Genomic DNA, 15,470 nt, shown 5'->3' with positions numbered 1-15,470 from the left:
CCTCTGGATCGGCTACGCCGACTTCCTGCTCAAGACCGACCGGCCCAGCGACCTCGGCGACTGGTCCTACGACATCGCCGACACCAAGCTCGCCCGCCGGCTCAAGGTGCCCGCACTGCTGCAGATGGCCACCTATGCCGAGCGGCTCACCACCCTGCAGGGTGTCGCCCCGCGGCACCTGGTCGTGGTCACCGGCGACAAGGAGCAGCACCCGTGGCGGCTGGTCGACGTCGCCCCCTACGCCCGGCTGCGCCGAGCGGCCCTGCTCGACGCCATCAAGCACCAGCCCGACACCGAGCCCGCCCCCGTCGGCCACTGCGTCCAGTGCCGCTGGCAGGAGCGCTGCGAGCAGGAGTGGCTCGACACCGACGACCTCGTCCAGGTTGCCGGCATGCGCTCGGACCAGCGAGAGGCGTTGCGCGCCAACGGGATCACCACCCTCAAGCAGCTCGCCCAGACGCCCGAGGCCGAGATCGCCTCCATCCTCACCCGGCAGACCGCCGGGCGCCTGAGCCAGCAGGCCCGCCTCCAGCTCGCCGAGCGCGAAGGCGAGCACGCGGCATACGAGCTGCTGACCCCGGAGCCGGGGCGCGGGCTGCAGCGGCTGCCCGACCCGAGCCCGGGCGACGTCTACCTCGACTTCGAGGGCGACCCGTGGGCCGAGGGCGGCGCGGGCCGGGAGTACCTCGCGGGGATCTGGGACCGCAGCGGCACCTTCACCGCGTTCTGGGCGCACGACTTCGACCAGGAGAAGCAGCTCACGGAGGACCTCGTCGACGAGCTGCTGCGCCGCTGGCATGACGACCCCGGCATGCACATCTACCACTACGCGCCCTACGAGCGGACCGCGCTCGCGCGCCTGACCGGCCGGCACGGCACGCGCGAGGCCGAGCTCGACCAGCTGCTGCGCGGCGAACGCCTCGTCGACCTGTATGCCGTGGTGCGCCAGGGCGTGCGGATCAGCAAGGGGTCCTACTCGATCAAGAAGCTCGAGGACTTCTACTGGGGGCACACGCGGCACGGCGAGGACGACCAGGTCGCCGACGCCATGAGCTCGGTCATCGAGTACGAACGCTGGCTCGTCGACCGGGAGGACGGCGTCCTCGAGCGGATCGCCGACTACAACCGCGACGACGTGAGGTCGACCCACGACCTGCATGCCTGGCTGGAGGAGCGGCGCGACGAGCTGGCGGCGGCGGGTCACGAACTGCAACGCCCGCAGCCGCCGGAGGTCGAGGAGATCTCCGACGCCGAGCGGGCCGAGACCGAGCTCGCCGAGGCGCTGGTCGACGCCGGGCACGAGTTGCTCGCCGGCTGCGTCGGCTGGCACCGGCGCGAGGCCCGGCCGGCGTGGTGGGAGTTCTTCCGCTACGCCGACCTCGACACCGAGGACCTCATCGAGGACGCCACGGCAATCGGCGCGCCGGGGGAGCCCGCCCACGTCGACAGCAAGCTCAGCAAGGCCGGCAAGGTCACCTCGCGGGTGTGGCGCTACCCGTTCCCGACGCAGGACTTCAAGCTCAAGGTCGGCGACTACGCCCAGGACGTCGACACCCACACCAGCGTCGGCAAGGTCTGCGGGTTCCACCCGGTCGAGGGCTGGGTCGACCTGTCGATGAAGGCCAGCGCCGAGCCATGCGTGCCCCGCGGGTTCGGCCCGCCCGGCCCGCTCAACGACGGCGTCCTGCGCGACTCGATCGCCGCGGTCGGCACCGGCGTGCTCGCGGGGGAGGACTCCATGGGCGCCCGGCTCGTCGCCGGCGTCGTCCCGCCGGCGGACGCGCTCGCCGCGCGCCCGGGGGAGGCGCCCGCCGACGTCGTGGTCCGGGTCGGGCTCGGGCTGCGCGGTGAGGTCCTCGCCGTCCAGGGCCCGCCCGGCACCGGCAAGACGTATGCCGCGGCGCACCTCATCCGCGCCCTGCTCGACGCGGGCAAGAAGGTCGGCGTCACGGCGCTGTCGCACGCCGTGATCCGGCACGTGCTCACCGAGGTCAAGCGCCCCGCGCTGCACAAGGTCGGCGACCTGCCCGAGTCCGGCGAGATCATGGACGGGCAGGTCCGGCTGACCAAGGACAACGGCGAGGCCGTGAACGGGCTGGCCGACGGGTCGGTGCGCCTCGTCGGCGGCACCGCCTGGCTCTGGGCGCGCCCGGAGATGCGCGAGGCCGTCGACGTCCTCGTCATCGACGAGGCCGGCCAGTTCTCCCTGGCCAACGCCGTCGCCGTGGCCGGGGCCGCGAAGTCCCTGGTGCTGCTGGGCGACCCGCAGCAGCTGACCCAGCCGACGCAGGCCACCCACCCCTACGGCGCGGGCGTCTCGGCACTGGAGCACCTCATCGGCGAGCACGACACCGTGCCCGAGGACTGCGGCGTCTTCCTCGGCACGACCTTCCGCATGCACCCGGAGGTGACGCGGTTCGTCTCCGAGCTCTCGTATGACGGTCGTCTGGCGTCGGCGCCGCATCGTGAGCGCCAGGTGATCTCGGGGGAGGGTCCGCTCTCGGGCGCCGGCCTGCGCTGGGTGCCAGTGGCCCACGACGGGCGCGAGGCGACGAGCATCGAGGAGGCGACCGTCGTCGCCGCGTTGATCGAGGACCTGCTCACCCGCTGCTGGACCGACCCCGACGGCGTGACCCGCCCGCTGACCCTCGAGGACGTCCTCGTCGTCGCGCCGTTCAACGCGCACGTGGCGACGCTCCATGCGCTGGCGCCCGACGGCATCCGCGTCGGCACGGTCGACAAGTTCCAGGGGCAGCAGGCGCCGGTGGTCATCTACTCCATGGCCAGCTCGAGCGCCGCGCTCGCGCCCCGGGGCGTGGACTTCCTCTACGACCTGCACCGGCTCAACGTCGCCCTCTCGCGGGCCAAGGCCATGAGCATCGTCGTGGCCAGCCCCGCCCTGCTCGACGCCGAGGTGCACACCCCCGAACAGCTGCGCGCGGTCAACGCGCTCTGCCGCTACGTCGAGGATGCCGCCGTCCCGGGCGAACTGCTCCTGGGGGACGTCGGCTGAGGTCACGGGCCCCGGGACGGGTGAGGTAACCGTGATGCGGGGGCCGGGTGGACCGCCCCGCCGGTCGGTTCATGGGTTCGCCGCCTACGATCGCGAAGTGCTCAGGTCTGCGGGTCGGTGGCGGTGGCGGGCCCTGGTGGTGGGTCTTGCCATGGTGGCCGTCTTGGTGGGTGCGGGCGTGGGTGTGGTGCGACGGCTCGGCGCCCCGTTGCCGGTGACCGCGGTGCGGCCGGCGCTGCCCGTGATTGAGATTGCGCCGGGGAGGCTTCCGGCTCTCAGCTGGCCTCACGAGGGGCAGGCAGCGGTCACCGCGGAGGGCATAGGCACGCTGGGGGTGCACGGGACGGGCCGACCCATCCCGATCGGGAGCGTCGCGAAGGTGATGACCGCGCTCGTCATCCTGCACGACCATCCGCTGACCGGATCACACAGTGGGCCACTCCTCAGCGTCGGGCACGCCGACGAGCACGCCTACACCGCAGCGATCGGGACAGGGGACTCGTTGCTGCAGGTGAGGGCGGGCGAACGGATCACCGAGCGGCAGGCACTGGAAGCCCTCATGTTGCCGTCCGCGGACAACGTGGCCGACCTGCTCGCAGCCTGGGACGCGCACAGCGCGCCGGCGTTCGTGGCGAAGATGAACCGCACCGCACGCCAGCTGGGCGCGACACGTACCCACTACGCGGACGCCAGCGGCCTGAGTCCGAGGACCACGAGCACCGCCACCGACCAGGTTCGCATCGGTGAGCGCGCCCTGACGGTCCCGGTCCTGCGGTCCATCGTCGGTGAGCGCACGGCACGCTTCCCCGTGGCCGGCCTCGTGGAGAACTACAACGTGCTCCTGGGTCAGGACGGTGTCATCGGGATCAAGACGGGGTCCACCCGCGCGGCGGGTGGAAACCTGCTGTTCGCGGCGAGCAAGGTGATCCTTGGCCGGCCGGTGACGCTCGTCGGGGCGGTCCTGGGACAGTCGGTGGGCATCGCCCCTCTGGACGCGTTGGCCAGGGCGCTGGCCACCTCGAGGACGCTGGTCAGGCAGGCGTTCGGGGCCCTGCAGCTCAACCGCACGGCCATCGCCGGGACGCGAGCCGGGTGGGCGGTGACGCCCTGGGGTGAACCGGTCGAGCTCGCCGTCGCCGCCGACCGCACCGGGCTGGTCGTCCCGGAACAGGCGACTTCCGTGCGCGAGCACGCGTGCGTGATCGTGACGCCCGCTGCCGCCCGCGCACCGTGCGGCAGCATCACCCTGACCCAGGGTGATGCCCTCAGTGGCCACACGACTGCCGAGGTTGGGCTGGTGCACAGCGCGGTCGTGGGGCCGTCCGTGTTCTGGCGCCTGACGCACCTGCCGTAGCCGTGGCGACGTGGATGAGTGCTGCCCGCCGCAGGACCGAAGTCCCATAGCCCACGGGCGCAGAGACCCGACTCTTGCCCAATGACGCAGACGCCCACCGCCTCACAGTCCCGACGCCAGCGCCTTCGCCAAGTGGCCGCCCGCTCGTGCTCCAACTGCCGCAGCACGCTCTCTCGTCGCCTGGTCTGGCATCCGGCCGGACCGGTCATCATCTGTGTGCAGTGCGGACAGGTTGGCCGGGCTTCCCGGAGGCTCGCTCAGGCGTAGGCCAAGAGCGGCGCGGCCCGGTCAGCAGGGCAGGCTCACCGCCGGCGAGGTGTCGCGTTGGATGCTGTGGCCGTTGACCCGCGACCGCCCGACCGCCCGGAAGGTGACGGTCGACAGCACCCCGGGGCACAGGACCGACTTCGAGGAGCGTGTCGCGCTCGCGGTCTGGTGGTCGGTGCCGCTCTGGGCGTAGCGATCCCCGCCGTGCCACGACCCCCCGCCGAAGTACTCCACCGTCACCCAGGTCCAGATCGAGGCGGCGACCTTGTCGCAGTCGACGTGCACCGTGGCCACGACGTCGGCGCCCTGCTTCGACGGTGGGTCGACAGACTGTGTGCAGGAGGGCGGCGGGGGTCCCGCCCAGGCCTGCCCTGGCGCGAAGACAGCCAGCGCGACGGCGACCGAGAGCGCTGCGGCCACCGCGACCGCGCGCCGACGGAGCCGGTGCCACGAAGTCCCGGTCGCCGTGGTGCCCATGGCGTCCTCCCGTGCAAGGCAGGTGGTCGCATGCCGCCACCCGGGCGGCTGCTCCGGTGCCCACGCTAGGTCCGCCGGCCGCGGACAGCACTCACCAACCGGGGTGAGGCCGGACTACGCCGCACCCTCCGCAGTCGTGCCACGCCCGCGCGTCAGCGGCGGATGACCACCTTCAGGGCCTTGGACTCGGCCGCGCGACCAAACGTGTCGTAGGCCTCCAACACCTGGTCGAACCCGAAGTGGTGGGTGGCGAACCGCTCCGCCGCGAGCTTGTGCTGGGCCACCAGCTTCAGCAGCATCGGCGTGGTCGAGGTGCTGACCAGGCCCATGGTGATCGACAGGTCCATGATCCACAGGTCCTGCAGCGCCAGCTGGACGGGAGCGCCGTGCACGCCGACGTTGGCGACGGACCCACCCGGCCGCACGATCCTCGTGCACGCCTCGAACGTCGACGGGATGCCGACGGCCTCGATCGCCACGTCCACGCCCATCCCGTCGGTCATCGCCCTGACCCGCTGCTCCCAGTCCGGGGCGCTGCTGTCCACGGTGTCCGTCGCGCCGAACGTCAGCGCCTGGTCGAGCCGGTTGGCGTCGAGGTCGAGGGCGATGATCCGCGCGGCACCGTAGAGGTTCGCCGTCATCATCGCCGCGAGCCCGACCGGGCCGGCCCCCACCACGGCCACCACGTCGCCCGGCTTGACCTTGCCGTAGCGCACGCCGATCTCGAAGCCGGTCGGCAGGATGTCGGACAGCATCACCGCGGCGTCGTCGCTCACGCCCGCGGGGACCTTGTAGACGGAGTTGTCCGCGAACGGCACCCGCACCAGCTCGGCCTGGGTGCCGTTGATGAGGTGCCCGAAGATCCACCCGATTCCGCTGGCGCCCTCCTTGGCCAGGCAGTGCGCGTAGAGACCCTGGTGGCAGTAGGAGCAGGCCCCGCAGGCGCTGATGCACGAGATGATCACCCGGTCACCGACCGCCACGCTCGAGACCGCCGGGCCGACCTCGGTCACGGTGCCGACGCCCTCGTGCCCGAGGATGCGCCCGTCGGTCACGGCGGGGACGTCGCCCTTGAGGATGTGCAGGTCGGTGCCGCAGATCGTCGTGGTCTCGACCCGGACGATGACGTCGGTCGGCTCGATGATCACCGGGTCCGGGACCTCCTCCCACGCCTTCTGCCCGGGTCCGTGGTAGACGAGTGCCTTCATGGGTCTGGTCCTCCCTCGATGGTCCCCAGGGCAGAGGCCCCGCTCCGGGTCCGCCAGTCCTCACTCTGGTCGGGCCCGGGAGGACGCGGGTAGGGCGCAACGTCCCAGCCGGCCACCCGGCATACCGGGAGCGACCCCACAAGGCGGGCACTAGGGACCTTGGGCACTCATCCCGTGCCCCGGACGGGGTGTTTGCTCGGGGGTGGGGCGAACCGGGGTGGCTCTCTCCCTGCGGCACGAGACCGGAGGAGCTGGCATGAAGAACGGCAAGTTCTGTATGGACGCGCACACGGGCTACTGGGACGCCAGCCCGGAGAACACGAAGAACCGGTACGGCGACGCCTTCATCGAGACGTTCTACGCCTTCCACAACGGCTTCAACCCGACCGGGCAGCCGCAGTGGACCATGGACTACGACACGCAGTTCCGCAAGGTCGACCCCGACTGGTACCTCGACACGATGTTCGTCCAGGGCGACTCGGACATGGCGATCCTGTCCACGCAGGTCCTCATGGACTTCTACAGGACCGGCTTCGTCAACCCCGAGCGCAACGCCGAGCTGGTCAAGCGCGCGCCCAACCGGCTGATCGCGCTCGGCGGCATCGACCCCCGCTCGCCGGATGCCCTCGAGCAGGTCGACCACCAGGTCACCGACCTCGGGATGCGGGGGTTCAAGTGGTACACAGCCGAGTGGCGCGGGGAGTCGCGCGGCTGGAAGGCCAACGACCCCATGGTGTTCCCGCTGTACGAGCGGTGCATCGAGCTCGGCATCACCAACATGCACTTCCACAAGGGCCCGGCCGTCGAGCCGCTGGCGCTCGAGCGGTTCGACGTGCGAGACATCGACGAGCCCTCGACGCTCTACCCCGAGCTGAACTTCATCGTCGACCACGTCGGCCTGCCGCGGCTGGACGATTTCTGCTGGCTCTCCGCGCGCAGCCCCAACGTCTACGCCTCGCTCGCCGTCGCGCTGGCCTTCGTGCACAACCGGCCGCGCTTCTTCGGCAACGTCATGGCGAACCTGCTGTTCTGGCTCGGCCCGGACCGGATCATCTACGGCACCGACTTCCCGATCTGGTATCCCCAGTGGCAGCTCGACGACTTCATGGCCTTCCAGATCCCGGCCGACATCGAGGACGAGTACGGCGTCTCGCTCACCGACGAGGTCAAGGAGAAGATCATCGGCGGCAACATCGCCCGGCTCTACGGCATCGACACCGAGGCCAGGCTCAAGGAGCTCAAGGGCGACGAGTTCGACGTGCGCCGCGAGGAGCGGATCGCCCGGATCCCCACGGAGACCGCGGGGGAGGCCGCCGAGAGCGAGACCGGCGTCGCCGGCACCCCGCGGTGACCGGTATGCCGGGTGCCCACCTCCCAGCGGTGGACCTGGCCGCCGCGCGGGTCGCGGCGGGCAGCGTCCCGGACCCGGAGATCCGCCGCACGCTTGCCGACCTGGACCTGCTCGACGAGGTGGGCGCCGACGCCTCCGGCACGGTGACCGTGCGCTACCACCTCACCTCGCCGCTGTGCCCTTCGCCGTTCGCCATCGACATCGGCCGGGAGGTCCGTCGCCGGGTCGAGGCCCTGCCGGGGGTGGCCCGGTGCCGCGTGGACATCCGCGACCACTTCATCGCCGAGGAGATCTCCCGCCAGGTGAACGAGGGACCCGTGACGGCCGCCCCGGCGTGGCTGCGATGACGGGCACCGAGGAGGAGGTGCGGGCGGCGCTCGCCGGCCGCCGCGAGTCGGCCCTGCTGGCCGAGCCCTCGGTCATGGCGGTCGCCCGGCTGCTCGTGACCCGATGCCGGGACGCCGGCATCTGGGTGCGCACCGCGGTCGGCACGCTGGACCGGTACGCCCGGGAGGCGGCCGGGGGAGACCTGGCCGGGCTGCTGGCCGCCGGCCGCGAGGACGCCTCGGTGGCGCAGCGGTCGCTGGAGGACATCGCGCTGCGCCACCCCGACCTGACCGCCGGGCAGCTGGCGGCCCTGGCCTTCGGCCCCACGCTGTGGTGGACCGCGGCGGGGGTGGCCGTGGCCTGGCGCCCGCTCGGGAACGCCACCGTGGCGTCCGCGGGCCGGCCGCCGCAAGAACCGCCGGAACGCCGACCCCTCCCGGTGCCGGGCACCGACCCCGACGTCCGGCTGCTCCTGCTGGCCCTCATCGGCAGCGGCACCACGGCATACGAGCTGCTTGGTGTCCGCGTGGGCGACGCCGGGTCCCTGGACGCGGCCGGCGAGGTGGTGCCCGACCTGGCCGCCGAGCCGCTGGCCCTGTCCTTCGCCCCGGAGGACGGCGGCCCGCGCCGCGTGACGTTCCTGCCCCCGGACGCCCGCGCGGCCCTGCTGGCCCGGCTCGCCGAGCGCGGTCCGCTGGCCCCCGAGGACCCGCTGCTGCTGCCACCGGACACGGCGGTGGCGACCGCCGAGGCGGCAGACGCCGTGTCCGCGGCGCTGATCGAGGCGGGCAACGACGTCAACGTCGCCCTGTGCCGGGCGACCGGTGACTTCTTCCGTGAGTGGGGCATGCCCGGTGCCCGCTTCGTCGCACGCGGCCACTCACAGGTGCCGTTGACCTGACGCTCAGGAACCGGGGGCATCCTGCGAGACGTGGCGCGCACCTCACTGCGAACGGCCCCGCTGGAGCACCGCGACCAGCTCTGGCGACGCGTGCGGGACCAACCCGGGTGGCTGATCCTGCCGCTGCGCGCCTTCCTCGGCGTGACGTTCACCTACGCAGCGCTGCAGAAGTTCGCGAACCCGGGCTTCCTCGACGCGAGCGACCCCACCTCGATCGGCCGGCAGATGGCGGCTCTCGAGCACAGCAGTCCGATCGGGCCGCTGGTGTCCCTGTCGCTGCACGTCCCGGTGCTGGTCGGCCTGCTCATCGCCACCGGTGAGCTGCTCGTCGGGGTGGCGACCCTGCTCGGCCTGTGGGCCCGCGCGGCCGCGGCCGCCGGCGCCCTGCTCGCGCTGACCTTCTACCTCACCGTCAGCTGGAACACCACGCCCTACTACGTCGGCGCCGACATCGTGTTCGTCTTCGCCTGGTCGGTCATCATCGCCTTCGGCGCCGGGGGAGTGCTCAGCGTGGATGCCTGGCTCCGGGACCGGGCCCGCCGCGACCTGCGGCTGGGGCCCGAGCCGGCCACCGTCGCTGTCGCCGTGCCCCGGCTGCGCCAGCTGTGCGCCCGGGGCGGCAAGTGCGGGCTGGCGGGCGACGGGCAGTGCACCCGGTTGGCGGGCTGCCCGGTCTTCCCCGTCGAGGAGCAGCTGCGCCCCGACCTCCGGGCCGAGATCCAGCGGCGCACCGTGGTCAAGGGTGGTGCGGCAGCCGCGGCCGTCGGCACCCTGGCCGTCATGGCCGCGGCCCTCACCGCGATGGTGGGCCGCGCCGTCGGCGGTGTCACCCGTGTGGCCGGCCCCGCGGCTCCCGGCCCGACCAGCGCCCAACCCACGTCAGCGGCCACGTCGGCCACCGTCGTCGGGACCGTCGCCTCGCTGCCGGTGGGCCAGGGGGTGTCCTTCACCAACCCCGCCGACGGCAACCCCGGCTGGGTCGTGCACTCCGCGGCCAACACCTTCGTCGCCTTCTCCGCGGTCTGCACCCACGCGGGCTGCCCGGTGCAGTACGACCCCGCCAGCGTCCAGTTCCTCTGCCCCTGCCACGGCGGGGTGTATGACGGTCGCACCGGCCAGGTGCTCCAGGGCCCGCCGCCCGCGCCGCTCCCGAGCATCCCCGTCCACGTCGTCGGCGGCCAGATCCGGGTTGGCTAACGGCCCGGTCAACGCCGATAGTGGCGAGGGTGGGGCGAGCAGCACAGGACCGGAGAGGCCGCGTGGGGTTGCGTCGGGTCCTGGGACGGGTCGGCCTCGCCGCGCTCGGCGCATTCGTGGTGCTGACCCTCGCGGCCGCTGCCTACGACTGGGGCAGCGCCGGGACGGTGCCGGTCCCGCCGCTGGACGACCACGGGCACACCGTGCGCGCCGGCGGCCTGACCACGCACTACGAGCAGTGGGGAGGGAGCGGTCCGCCGATCGTGCTGGTGCACGGGTTCATGGAGTCGGCGCAGGTGTGGGACCGCGTCGGCCCGCAGCTGGCTGCCGCCGGCTACCGCGTCTACGCCCTGGACGTGCGAGGGTTCGGCTACACCGAGCGGCGTGGCCCCTACACGCTCGCCGGGGACACCGCCCAGCTGCGCACGTTCGTCATGGCGCTGCACCTCGACGCCGCCCACCACAGCACGCCGGTGCTGGTCGGGCACTCCAGCGGCGCGGCCATCGTCGGTGACCTCGCGCGCACCGACCCGTCGGCAGCGCGCCGCGTCGTGTTCATGGACGGCGACGGCACGCCCTACGGAGTCGGCCCCGGCTGGGTCCACCACCTGTTCGTCGACCCGTACGCGACCGCGATGCTCCGCCTCGCCACGAGGCACACCAGCCTGGCCGAGCGCGCCTACGCCAGCGCGTGCGGGCCGACCTGTCCGCCGTTCGACGCGCAGCAGTGGCTCACGCCCCTGCGCGTGCCGGGCGCGGAGGGCGCGCTCAAGGCCATCCTGAGCCAGCCGCTCATCGGCCTGACCTACGCCCAGGAGCGGCAGGTCCACGTCCCGGCCGTGGTCGTCTACGGCACCCTGGACCCGCAGATGAGCCGGGCCAGCGCGACCGCGACCGCCGCGAGGCTGCACAGCCACGACGTGGTCGCGATCCCCGACGCCGGACACCTGGTGATGCTCGCGGCTCCGGACGCGGTATCCGCTGTCCTGCAACGCCTTTCACGCTGACCCGACCAGGTGGTCACTGGCCGTACGCCCTGGCCACCGGGTCGCCGGTGAACTCGTGCAGGCCGGCGAGGTTCGGTCGCGCCGGATGCACCAACCCGGCCGGCCCGGCGGCGAACGCGCGCAGCAGGTTGGTCAGCTCACCGCCGACGACCCGGGCGGTGGTGCCGGTTGCCCCGGCTTCGGGAAGCCCCTGGGTGAACCAGTTGCTGCCGGAGGCGAACACCCCGGCGCCGGAGGCCACGGTGTACCACGCGCTGTCGGCGAAGCTGGCGACGCCGCGGCAGGTGACCGGCGAGTGGGTGAGCACCTCGATGCTCCTCGGCGTGGGCGCGCCGGGGTTCACCCGGTCGTACTCCGGCCCGACCAGGCGCGGCAGGTGCAGACCCGCCGTCGCCCCGGTCCCGGCGAACAACCAGCTGTCCGGGTCGGTGACGACCATCGGGGCGCTGACCGGGTTGCACTCGTAGAACACGCCCGTGAGCACGCTCTCCGGCCGGGGCACCGGCGGCTCGCGCCAGTTGACGGTGACCTCCGCGTCGTCGACGCCGAGCATCGGGTCCGAGGGCGCCTTGTAGTTGACCTCGTCCCGGTCCGGCCCGAACCGGGTCGGCCTCAGCCGGATGTGCCGGAACACCGCGTTGGCGCCCAGGAAGGCCACGTTGACACCGGCGTCCCGCGCCCGTGTCACCGAGCTGCGCATGGCGGTCGACCAGTACTCGTCATGGCCCAGCGTCACCACCGCCCGGGCACCGGTCAGGAGTGCCGGCTCCGCGTGCAGGTCGATGTCGGTCGCGTACGCCAGCGGCAGCCCGAGCCGCTCGGCATGGGCGATCGTGGGCAGGTCCTGCACGACGAACCCGCCGGACCCGTCCCCGTCATACGGCCGGTCGAAGGTGACCACGCGCGACCGGTCCGCGTAGTCCGCCGTGCCGCCCGGGCCGTTGTAGAGGTCGTACCCACCCCACTGGTTGTAGGCCTGCCACGTGGTCACGTCGTCGACCAGCACGATCCGGCCCGTGGTGTCGGGCGAGCCCACCGTGAGGGGCACGAACCGTTGCCCCGCAACGCTGTCCAGCCGCAGCAGGTAGGCCCCCGGCGGCCAGTCGGCGGTGGGCAGGGAGAGCGACGCCGGCCAGTCCGTCCGGACGGTGTTCGTCGTCGGGTCGAGGGAGCCCGCGACGCGGGGTGTGCCGGGCAGCCCGCTCGCGTGCCAGACGCGCGCGCCACCCGTGGTGCCGTACCAGCCCATGCGGAACGCCGTCACCGACCAACGACGGGCCAGGCTCGAGACGTGCAGCCTCACCGGCTCACCCGGAAGGACGCTGGTGCGGTCGACCCACCCCTCGATGGCGTGCTCGGCGCCGAGGCGGGTGATCCGCCAGTGCGGGTCCAGTCGAAGCGTTGCGTCCGCCGCCGGGGCCGGCCCTGCGTTCGGCGTGTAGCGGGGTGAGACGGGGGCCGGGGCCGTGGCGTGGGAGGTCGCGGCCCGGACCGGGCGGGCGACCTGGCTGGCGACGCACATCGCCAGGGTCAGGGCCACCCCACCGACCGCCGCCAGAGCTCGTCCCACCATCGGCCCACGCTAGGTCCGGCCGGTCGGTAGGCACCTCACCCACCGGGATGAGGAGCGTGCGCCTCCAACGCATCTGGCGCCCCGGGGACCCGGGTGATCCGGACATAAGGGGCACATCTACCCTTGGCGCCCATGACGGCGTCCCTTGAGCAGCCCAAGACGACGTTCCGGGAGCGGATGACCAGCCTCCCGAGTGCCAGCGCCATCAGCAGCTGGCGGCCACCGAGCATCGCCGCGGTCACCGCGGCGACCCGCACCCGCGTGCCGGCGGTCGCCGCAGCGACCCGCGACCGTATGCCGGCCGCGCCCACCCGTGAGGACCTCGCCCGCTGGGGCTCCGCGGTCGCGTCCTGGCGGCCGCCGAGCTGGTCCACGGTCCGGGCCACGACCGTGGCGCTGTTCCACATCGCCGGGGTCGAGGGCTTCGCGGTCGAGCGCACCGTCGTCGACCTGTGGGACGCCCATGAGGTGACGCCGGACTATGCGCGGCAGCTGGTGCACAACGCCTTCGCCCGGGACAAGGCCGACCGCCTGGTCGTGCTCAACGCCGACCCGGTGACGGCGAGCCGCATCACCGACGCGGCCGCGGCGCACGGAGCGGCCTACCGGACCACGGTCTCGCTGCGACTGGTCGACCTGCTCCCGTTCGACTGAGGCCGCCCGTCAGGTCATGCTGCGCAGGCGCTCGGCGAGCAGGCAGTAGACCGCGAGCCGCTGCTCCTCGTCCAGTGCACCCGGCGCGGTGACCAGGTCGGCGAGCCCTCTCGGCCCGACGACGGCGGTCTCGCCGACGCGAAACTGCTTGGTGAACAACGGAAATCGTCCGTCGACGAAGCACAGCACGGGCGTGACCGGCACGCTCCCGAGCGTGCCGGAGTCGAGGACCGTCCGGACCGCGTCCACCTGACGCACCAAGCCCTCCACCAGCGCCGTCCTGAGCCGCCCGCGCACGAGCAGCTCGTCCCGGCGCGGGGTGAACAGCCCGCCCACCCGCCGCACCCGGACCTCGGCGTTCTCATACCGCTTGGCGTCGATGACGAAGACGCCCGCCGGCCCGACGGCGATGTGGTCGATGTTGCTCCGGCGCCCGGGAACCCGCCGGTCGTGCAGGGCCAGCACGCCGCGGTCGGCGACCCCGTGCAGGCACGCGGCGACGCGTTCCTCGCCGAGTGCCCCCAGTGCCCAGGCACGCGTCGACTGCGGCTCGGGGCCCAGCGACGCCCACCAGCGCACCAGCCGGCTGCGCTTCGCCAGCCGGGCCTCCCGTGCCGCGACCAGACGCCCGTGCCGGCGGCGGGCCGCTCCGCCGGCCACGCCGGGCGCCGGCGGCACGACGACCTCGGCCGCGAGGGCACCCAGGTCAACCCGCCCCGCCTGGCGGTCAGCCAGGCAGTGCAGGCACACGACGCGCCGCTCCGAGCGGACGTATCCCGCCCGCTCACCCGCGGCGACGGACTCCCCGCAGCTGCACCGGCCGGCATACCTGAGCCTGATCACCTCGGGCTGCGGTCCGGCCATCCCCCCGATGTCCATGGCCACGACGGTAGGCACGCCCCAAGGCGATGCGGGCCGGGTTGGCCAGATCCTGACCGTTCGGCCGATCCCGGCGCCGCCGGGGGTGGGGGCCTAGGGGACGAGGATCCCGCGGCCGCGGAGACGGCCGGCGTCCAGGTCGTCCATCGCGTCGTTGACCGCGTCCAGCGGGTAGGTCTGGGTCAGCATGTGCACGTCCCCGGCGGCGTTGAGGGCCATCAGCTCGACCAGGTCGTTGTAGCTGCCGACGAGGTTGCCGATGACGTTGCGCTCGGTGGAGATGACGTCGATCGCGGGGATCTGCACCGTGCCGCCGTAGCCGATCACGAAGTCGCTGCCCGCGCGCCGGGTCATCGCCCAGCTGTCGCGCTCGGCGCCCCGCTCGCCGACGAAGTCGAGGACGACCTGCGCGCCGTGGCCGTCGGTCAGCTCGAGCACCCGGTCCACGTGCTTGCCGTCGGCCACCACGGTCTCGTCCGCACCCCACTCACGCGTCAGCGCCAGGGCCTCCTCGTTGGCGTCGAGCACGACGACCCGGGTGGCGCTCATGGCGCGCAGGCACTGGATCCCGATGTGCCCCAGCCCACCAGCACCGACCACCACGCACGTGCTCCCGGGATACAGCAGCGGCAGCGCCTTCTTCACCGCGTGGTATGCCGTGAGGCCGGCATCCGCGAGTGCTGCCACCGAGGCGGGTTCCACCCCGGGTGCCAGCTTGACCACGGACCGCGCCGAGGTGTGGAGGAGCTCCGCCATGCCACCGTCGGTGTCGATGCCGGGGAACCGGCTGGCCTCGCAGTGCACGTCGTCGCCGGAGCGGCAGGCCCGGCAGAAGCCGCAGGTGATGAGGGGGTGCAGGATGACGGCGTCGCCGGGGGAGAGGTGCTCCACCGCTGACCCGACGGCGTGCACCCAGCCGGCGTTCTCGTGGCCGAGGGTGTAGGGCAGCGGCACGTTGCTGCGGTCGGCCCACTGGCCCTCGACGATGTGCAGGTCGGTGCGGCACAGCCCGGCGCCGCCGACCCGGACGACCACGTCGAAGGGGCCGGTCGGCTCGGGGTCGCGCACCTCCTCGACGGCGGGACGCTCGTGGTAGCGGTGCAGTCGTACGGCCTTCATGGTGGCTCCCCTCCTGACTGGGCAGCGCGCCTGGACGACGCGCCTGGGCGACGCGGTTGGGCGACGCAGCAGGGCGGCCCCGGTGGTCGCCCACAGTCCCCTCCGCACACAACCACGACGTCCGCCGCCCCGCCAGTGACCCA

The 15,470-nt window shown here is 73.0% G+C and carries 13 protein-coding genes; 8 read left to right on the top strand and 5 right to left on the bottom strand.

The genetic code is table 11. From position 1 onward, the window contains the following. The first annotated feature begins 7 nt into the window (after positions 1–7). Positions 8–3,013 (top strand): TM0106 family RecB-like putative nuclease, encoded by a 3,006-nt coding sequence (locus FB474_RS11615; protein WP_281286361.1) that lies wholly within the window; start codon positions 8–10, stop codon positions 3,011–3,013. Then, on the top strand, positions 2,970–4,367 hold the full coding sequence (locus tag FB474_RS11610; RefSeq protein ID WP_141788788.1) for a D-alanyl-D-alanine carboxypeptidase family protein: 1,398 nt from the start codon (positions 2,970–2,972) through the stop codon (positions 4,365–4,367). Before FB474_RS11615 ends, FB474_RS11610 begins: the two co-directional genes overlap by 44 nt. Before the next feature lie 288 nt (positions 4,368–4,655). Here the strand turns inward: FB474_RS11610 and FB474_RS11605 are convergent, their stop codons facing one another. Both FB474_RS11605 and FB474_RS11600 read right to left on the bottom strand, forming a co-directional pair. Beyond that, positions 4,656–5,111, bottom strand: a complete 456-nt coding sequence (locus FB474_RS11605) for a hypothetical protein (RefSeq protein WP_141788787.1) — start codon at positions 5,109–5,111, stop codon at positions 4,656–4,658. Positions 5,112–5,263: 152 nt separating this feature from the next. Then, complete coding sequence (locus FB474_RS11600) at positions 5,264–6,319, bottom strand: zinc-dependent alcohol dehydrogenase family protein (protein ID WP_141788786.1); 1,056 nt, start codon at positions 6,317–6,319, stop codon at positions 5,264–5,266. A 256-nt stretch (positions 6,320–6,575) separates the two neighbouring features. Between FB474_RS11600 and FB474_RS11595 the strand changes: the two genes are divergently transcribed. The 5 genes from FB474_RS11595 to FB474_RS11575 all read left to right on the top strand — a co-directional run bounded on the left by FB474_RS11595 (position 6,576) and on the right by FB474_RS11575 (position 11,102). Next, positions 6,576–7,670 carry an amidohydrolase family protein gene (locus FB474_RS11595; protein WP_141788785.1) on the top strand — a complete coding sequence of 365 codons (1,095 nt, stop codon included), beginning with the start codon at positions 6,576–6,578 and terminating at the stop codon, positions 7,668–7,670. A 5-nt stretch (positions 7,671–7,675) separates the two neighbouring features. Beyond that, positions 7,676–8,017, top strand: a complete 342-nt coding sequence (locus tag FB474_RS11590) for an iron-sulfur cluster assembly protein (RefSeq protein WP_141788784.1) — start codon at positions 7,676–7,678, stop codon at positions 8,015–8,017. Beyond that, positions 8,014–8,898, top strand: coding sequence for a hypothetical protein (locus tag FB474_RS11585; protein WP_141788783.1), 885 nt, complete (start codon positions 8,014–8,016; stop codon positions 8,896–8,898). The genes FB474_RS11590 and FB474_RS11585 overlap by 4 nt, the downstream gene beginning before the upstream one ends. 30 nt (positions 8,899–8,928) lie before the next feature. Beyond that, a complete protein-coding gene (locus FB474_RS11580; RefSeq protein ID WP_141788782.1) occupies positions 8,929–10,095 on the top strand; it encodes a QcrA and Rieske domain-containing protein in 1,167 nt (388 codons plus the stop codon). 62 nt (positions 10,096–10,157) lie between these two features. Continuing rightward, a complete protein-coding gene (locus FB474_RS11575) occupies positions 10,158–11,102 on the top strand; it encodes an alpha/beta fold hydrolase (protein WP_141788781.1) in 945 nt (314 codons plus the stop codon). A 13-nt stretch (positions 11,103–11,115) separates the two neighbouring features. Here the strand turns inward: FB474_RS11575 and FB474_RS11570 are convergent, their stop codons facing one another. Beyond that, entirely contained in the window at positions 11,116–12,675 is a 1,560-nt protein-coding gene (locus tag FB474_RS11570) for a N,N-dimethylformamidase beta subunit family domain-containing protein (protein ID WP_141788780.1), read from the bottom strand. A 132-nt stretch (positions 12,676–12,807) separates the two neighbouring features. On the opposite strand from FB474_RS11570, the gene FB474_RS11565 reads away from it, so the two are divergent. Further along, a complete protein-coding gene (locus tag FB474_RS11565; protein WP_141788779.1) occupies positions 12,808–13,329 on the top strand; it encodes a hypothetical protein in 522 nt (173 codons plus the stop codon). Positions 13,330–13,338: 9 nt separating this feature from the next. On the opposite strand, the gene FB474_RS11560 is transcribed toward FB474_RS11565, so the two are convergent. Together FB474_RS11560 and FB474_RS11555 are read right to left on the bottom strand one after the other, a co-directional pair. Beyond that, on the bottom strand, positions 13,339–14,208 hold the full coding sequence (locus FB474_RS11560) for a nuclease-related domain-containing protein (protein WP_141788778.1): 870 nt from the start codon (positions 14,206–14,208) through the stop codon (positions 13,339–13,341). Between the two features lie 93 nt (positions 14,209–14,301). Continuing rightward, positions 14,302–15,327 carry an NAD(P)-dependent alcohol dehydrogenase gene (locus tag FB474_RS11555; RefSeq protein WP_141788777.1) on the bottom strand — a complete coding sequence of 342 codons (1,026 nt, stop codon included), beginning with the start codon at positions 15,325–15,327 and terminating at the stop codon, positions 14,302–14,304. Between the last annotated feature and the right edge of the window lie 143 nt (positions 15,328–15,470).

The sequence above is a fragment of the Oryzihumus leptocrescens genome (assembly GCF_006716205.1).
Classification (GTDB): domain Bacteria; phylum Actinomycetota; class Actinomycetes; order Actinomycetales; family Dermatophilaceae; genus Oryzihumus; species Oryzihumus leptocrescens.
This window is presented reverse-complemented; position numbering and strand designations above follow the sequence as displayed.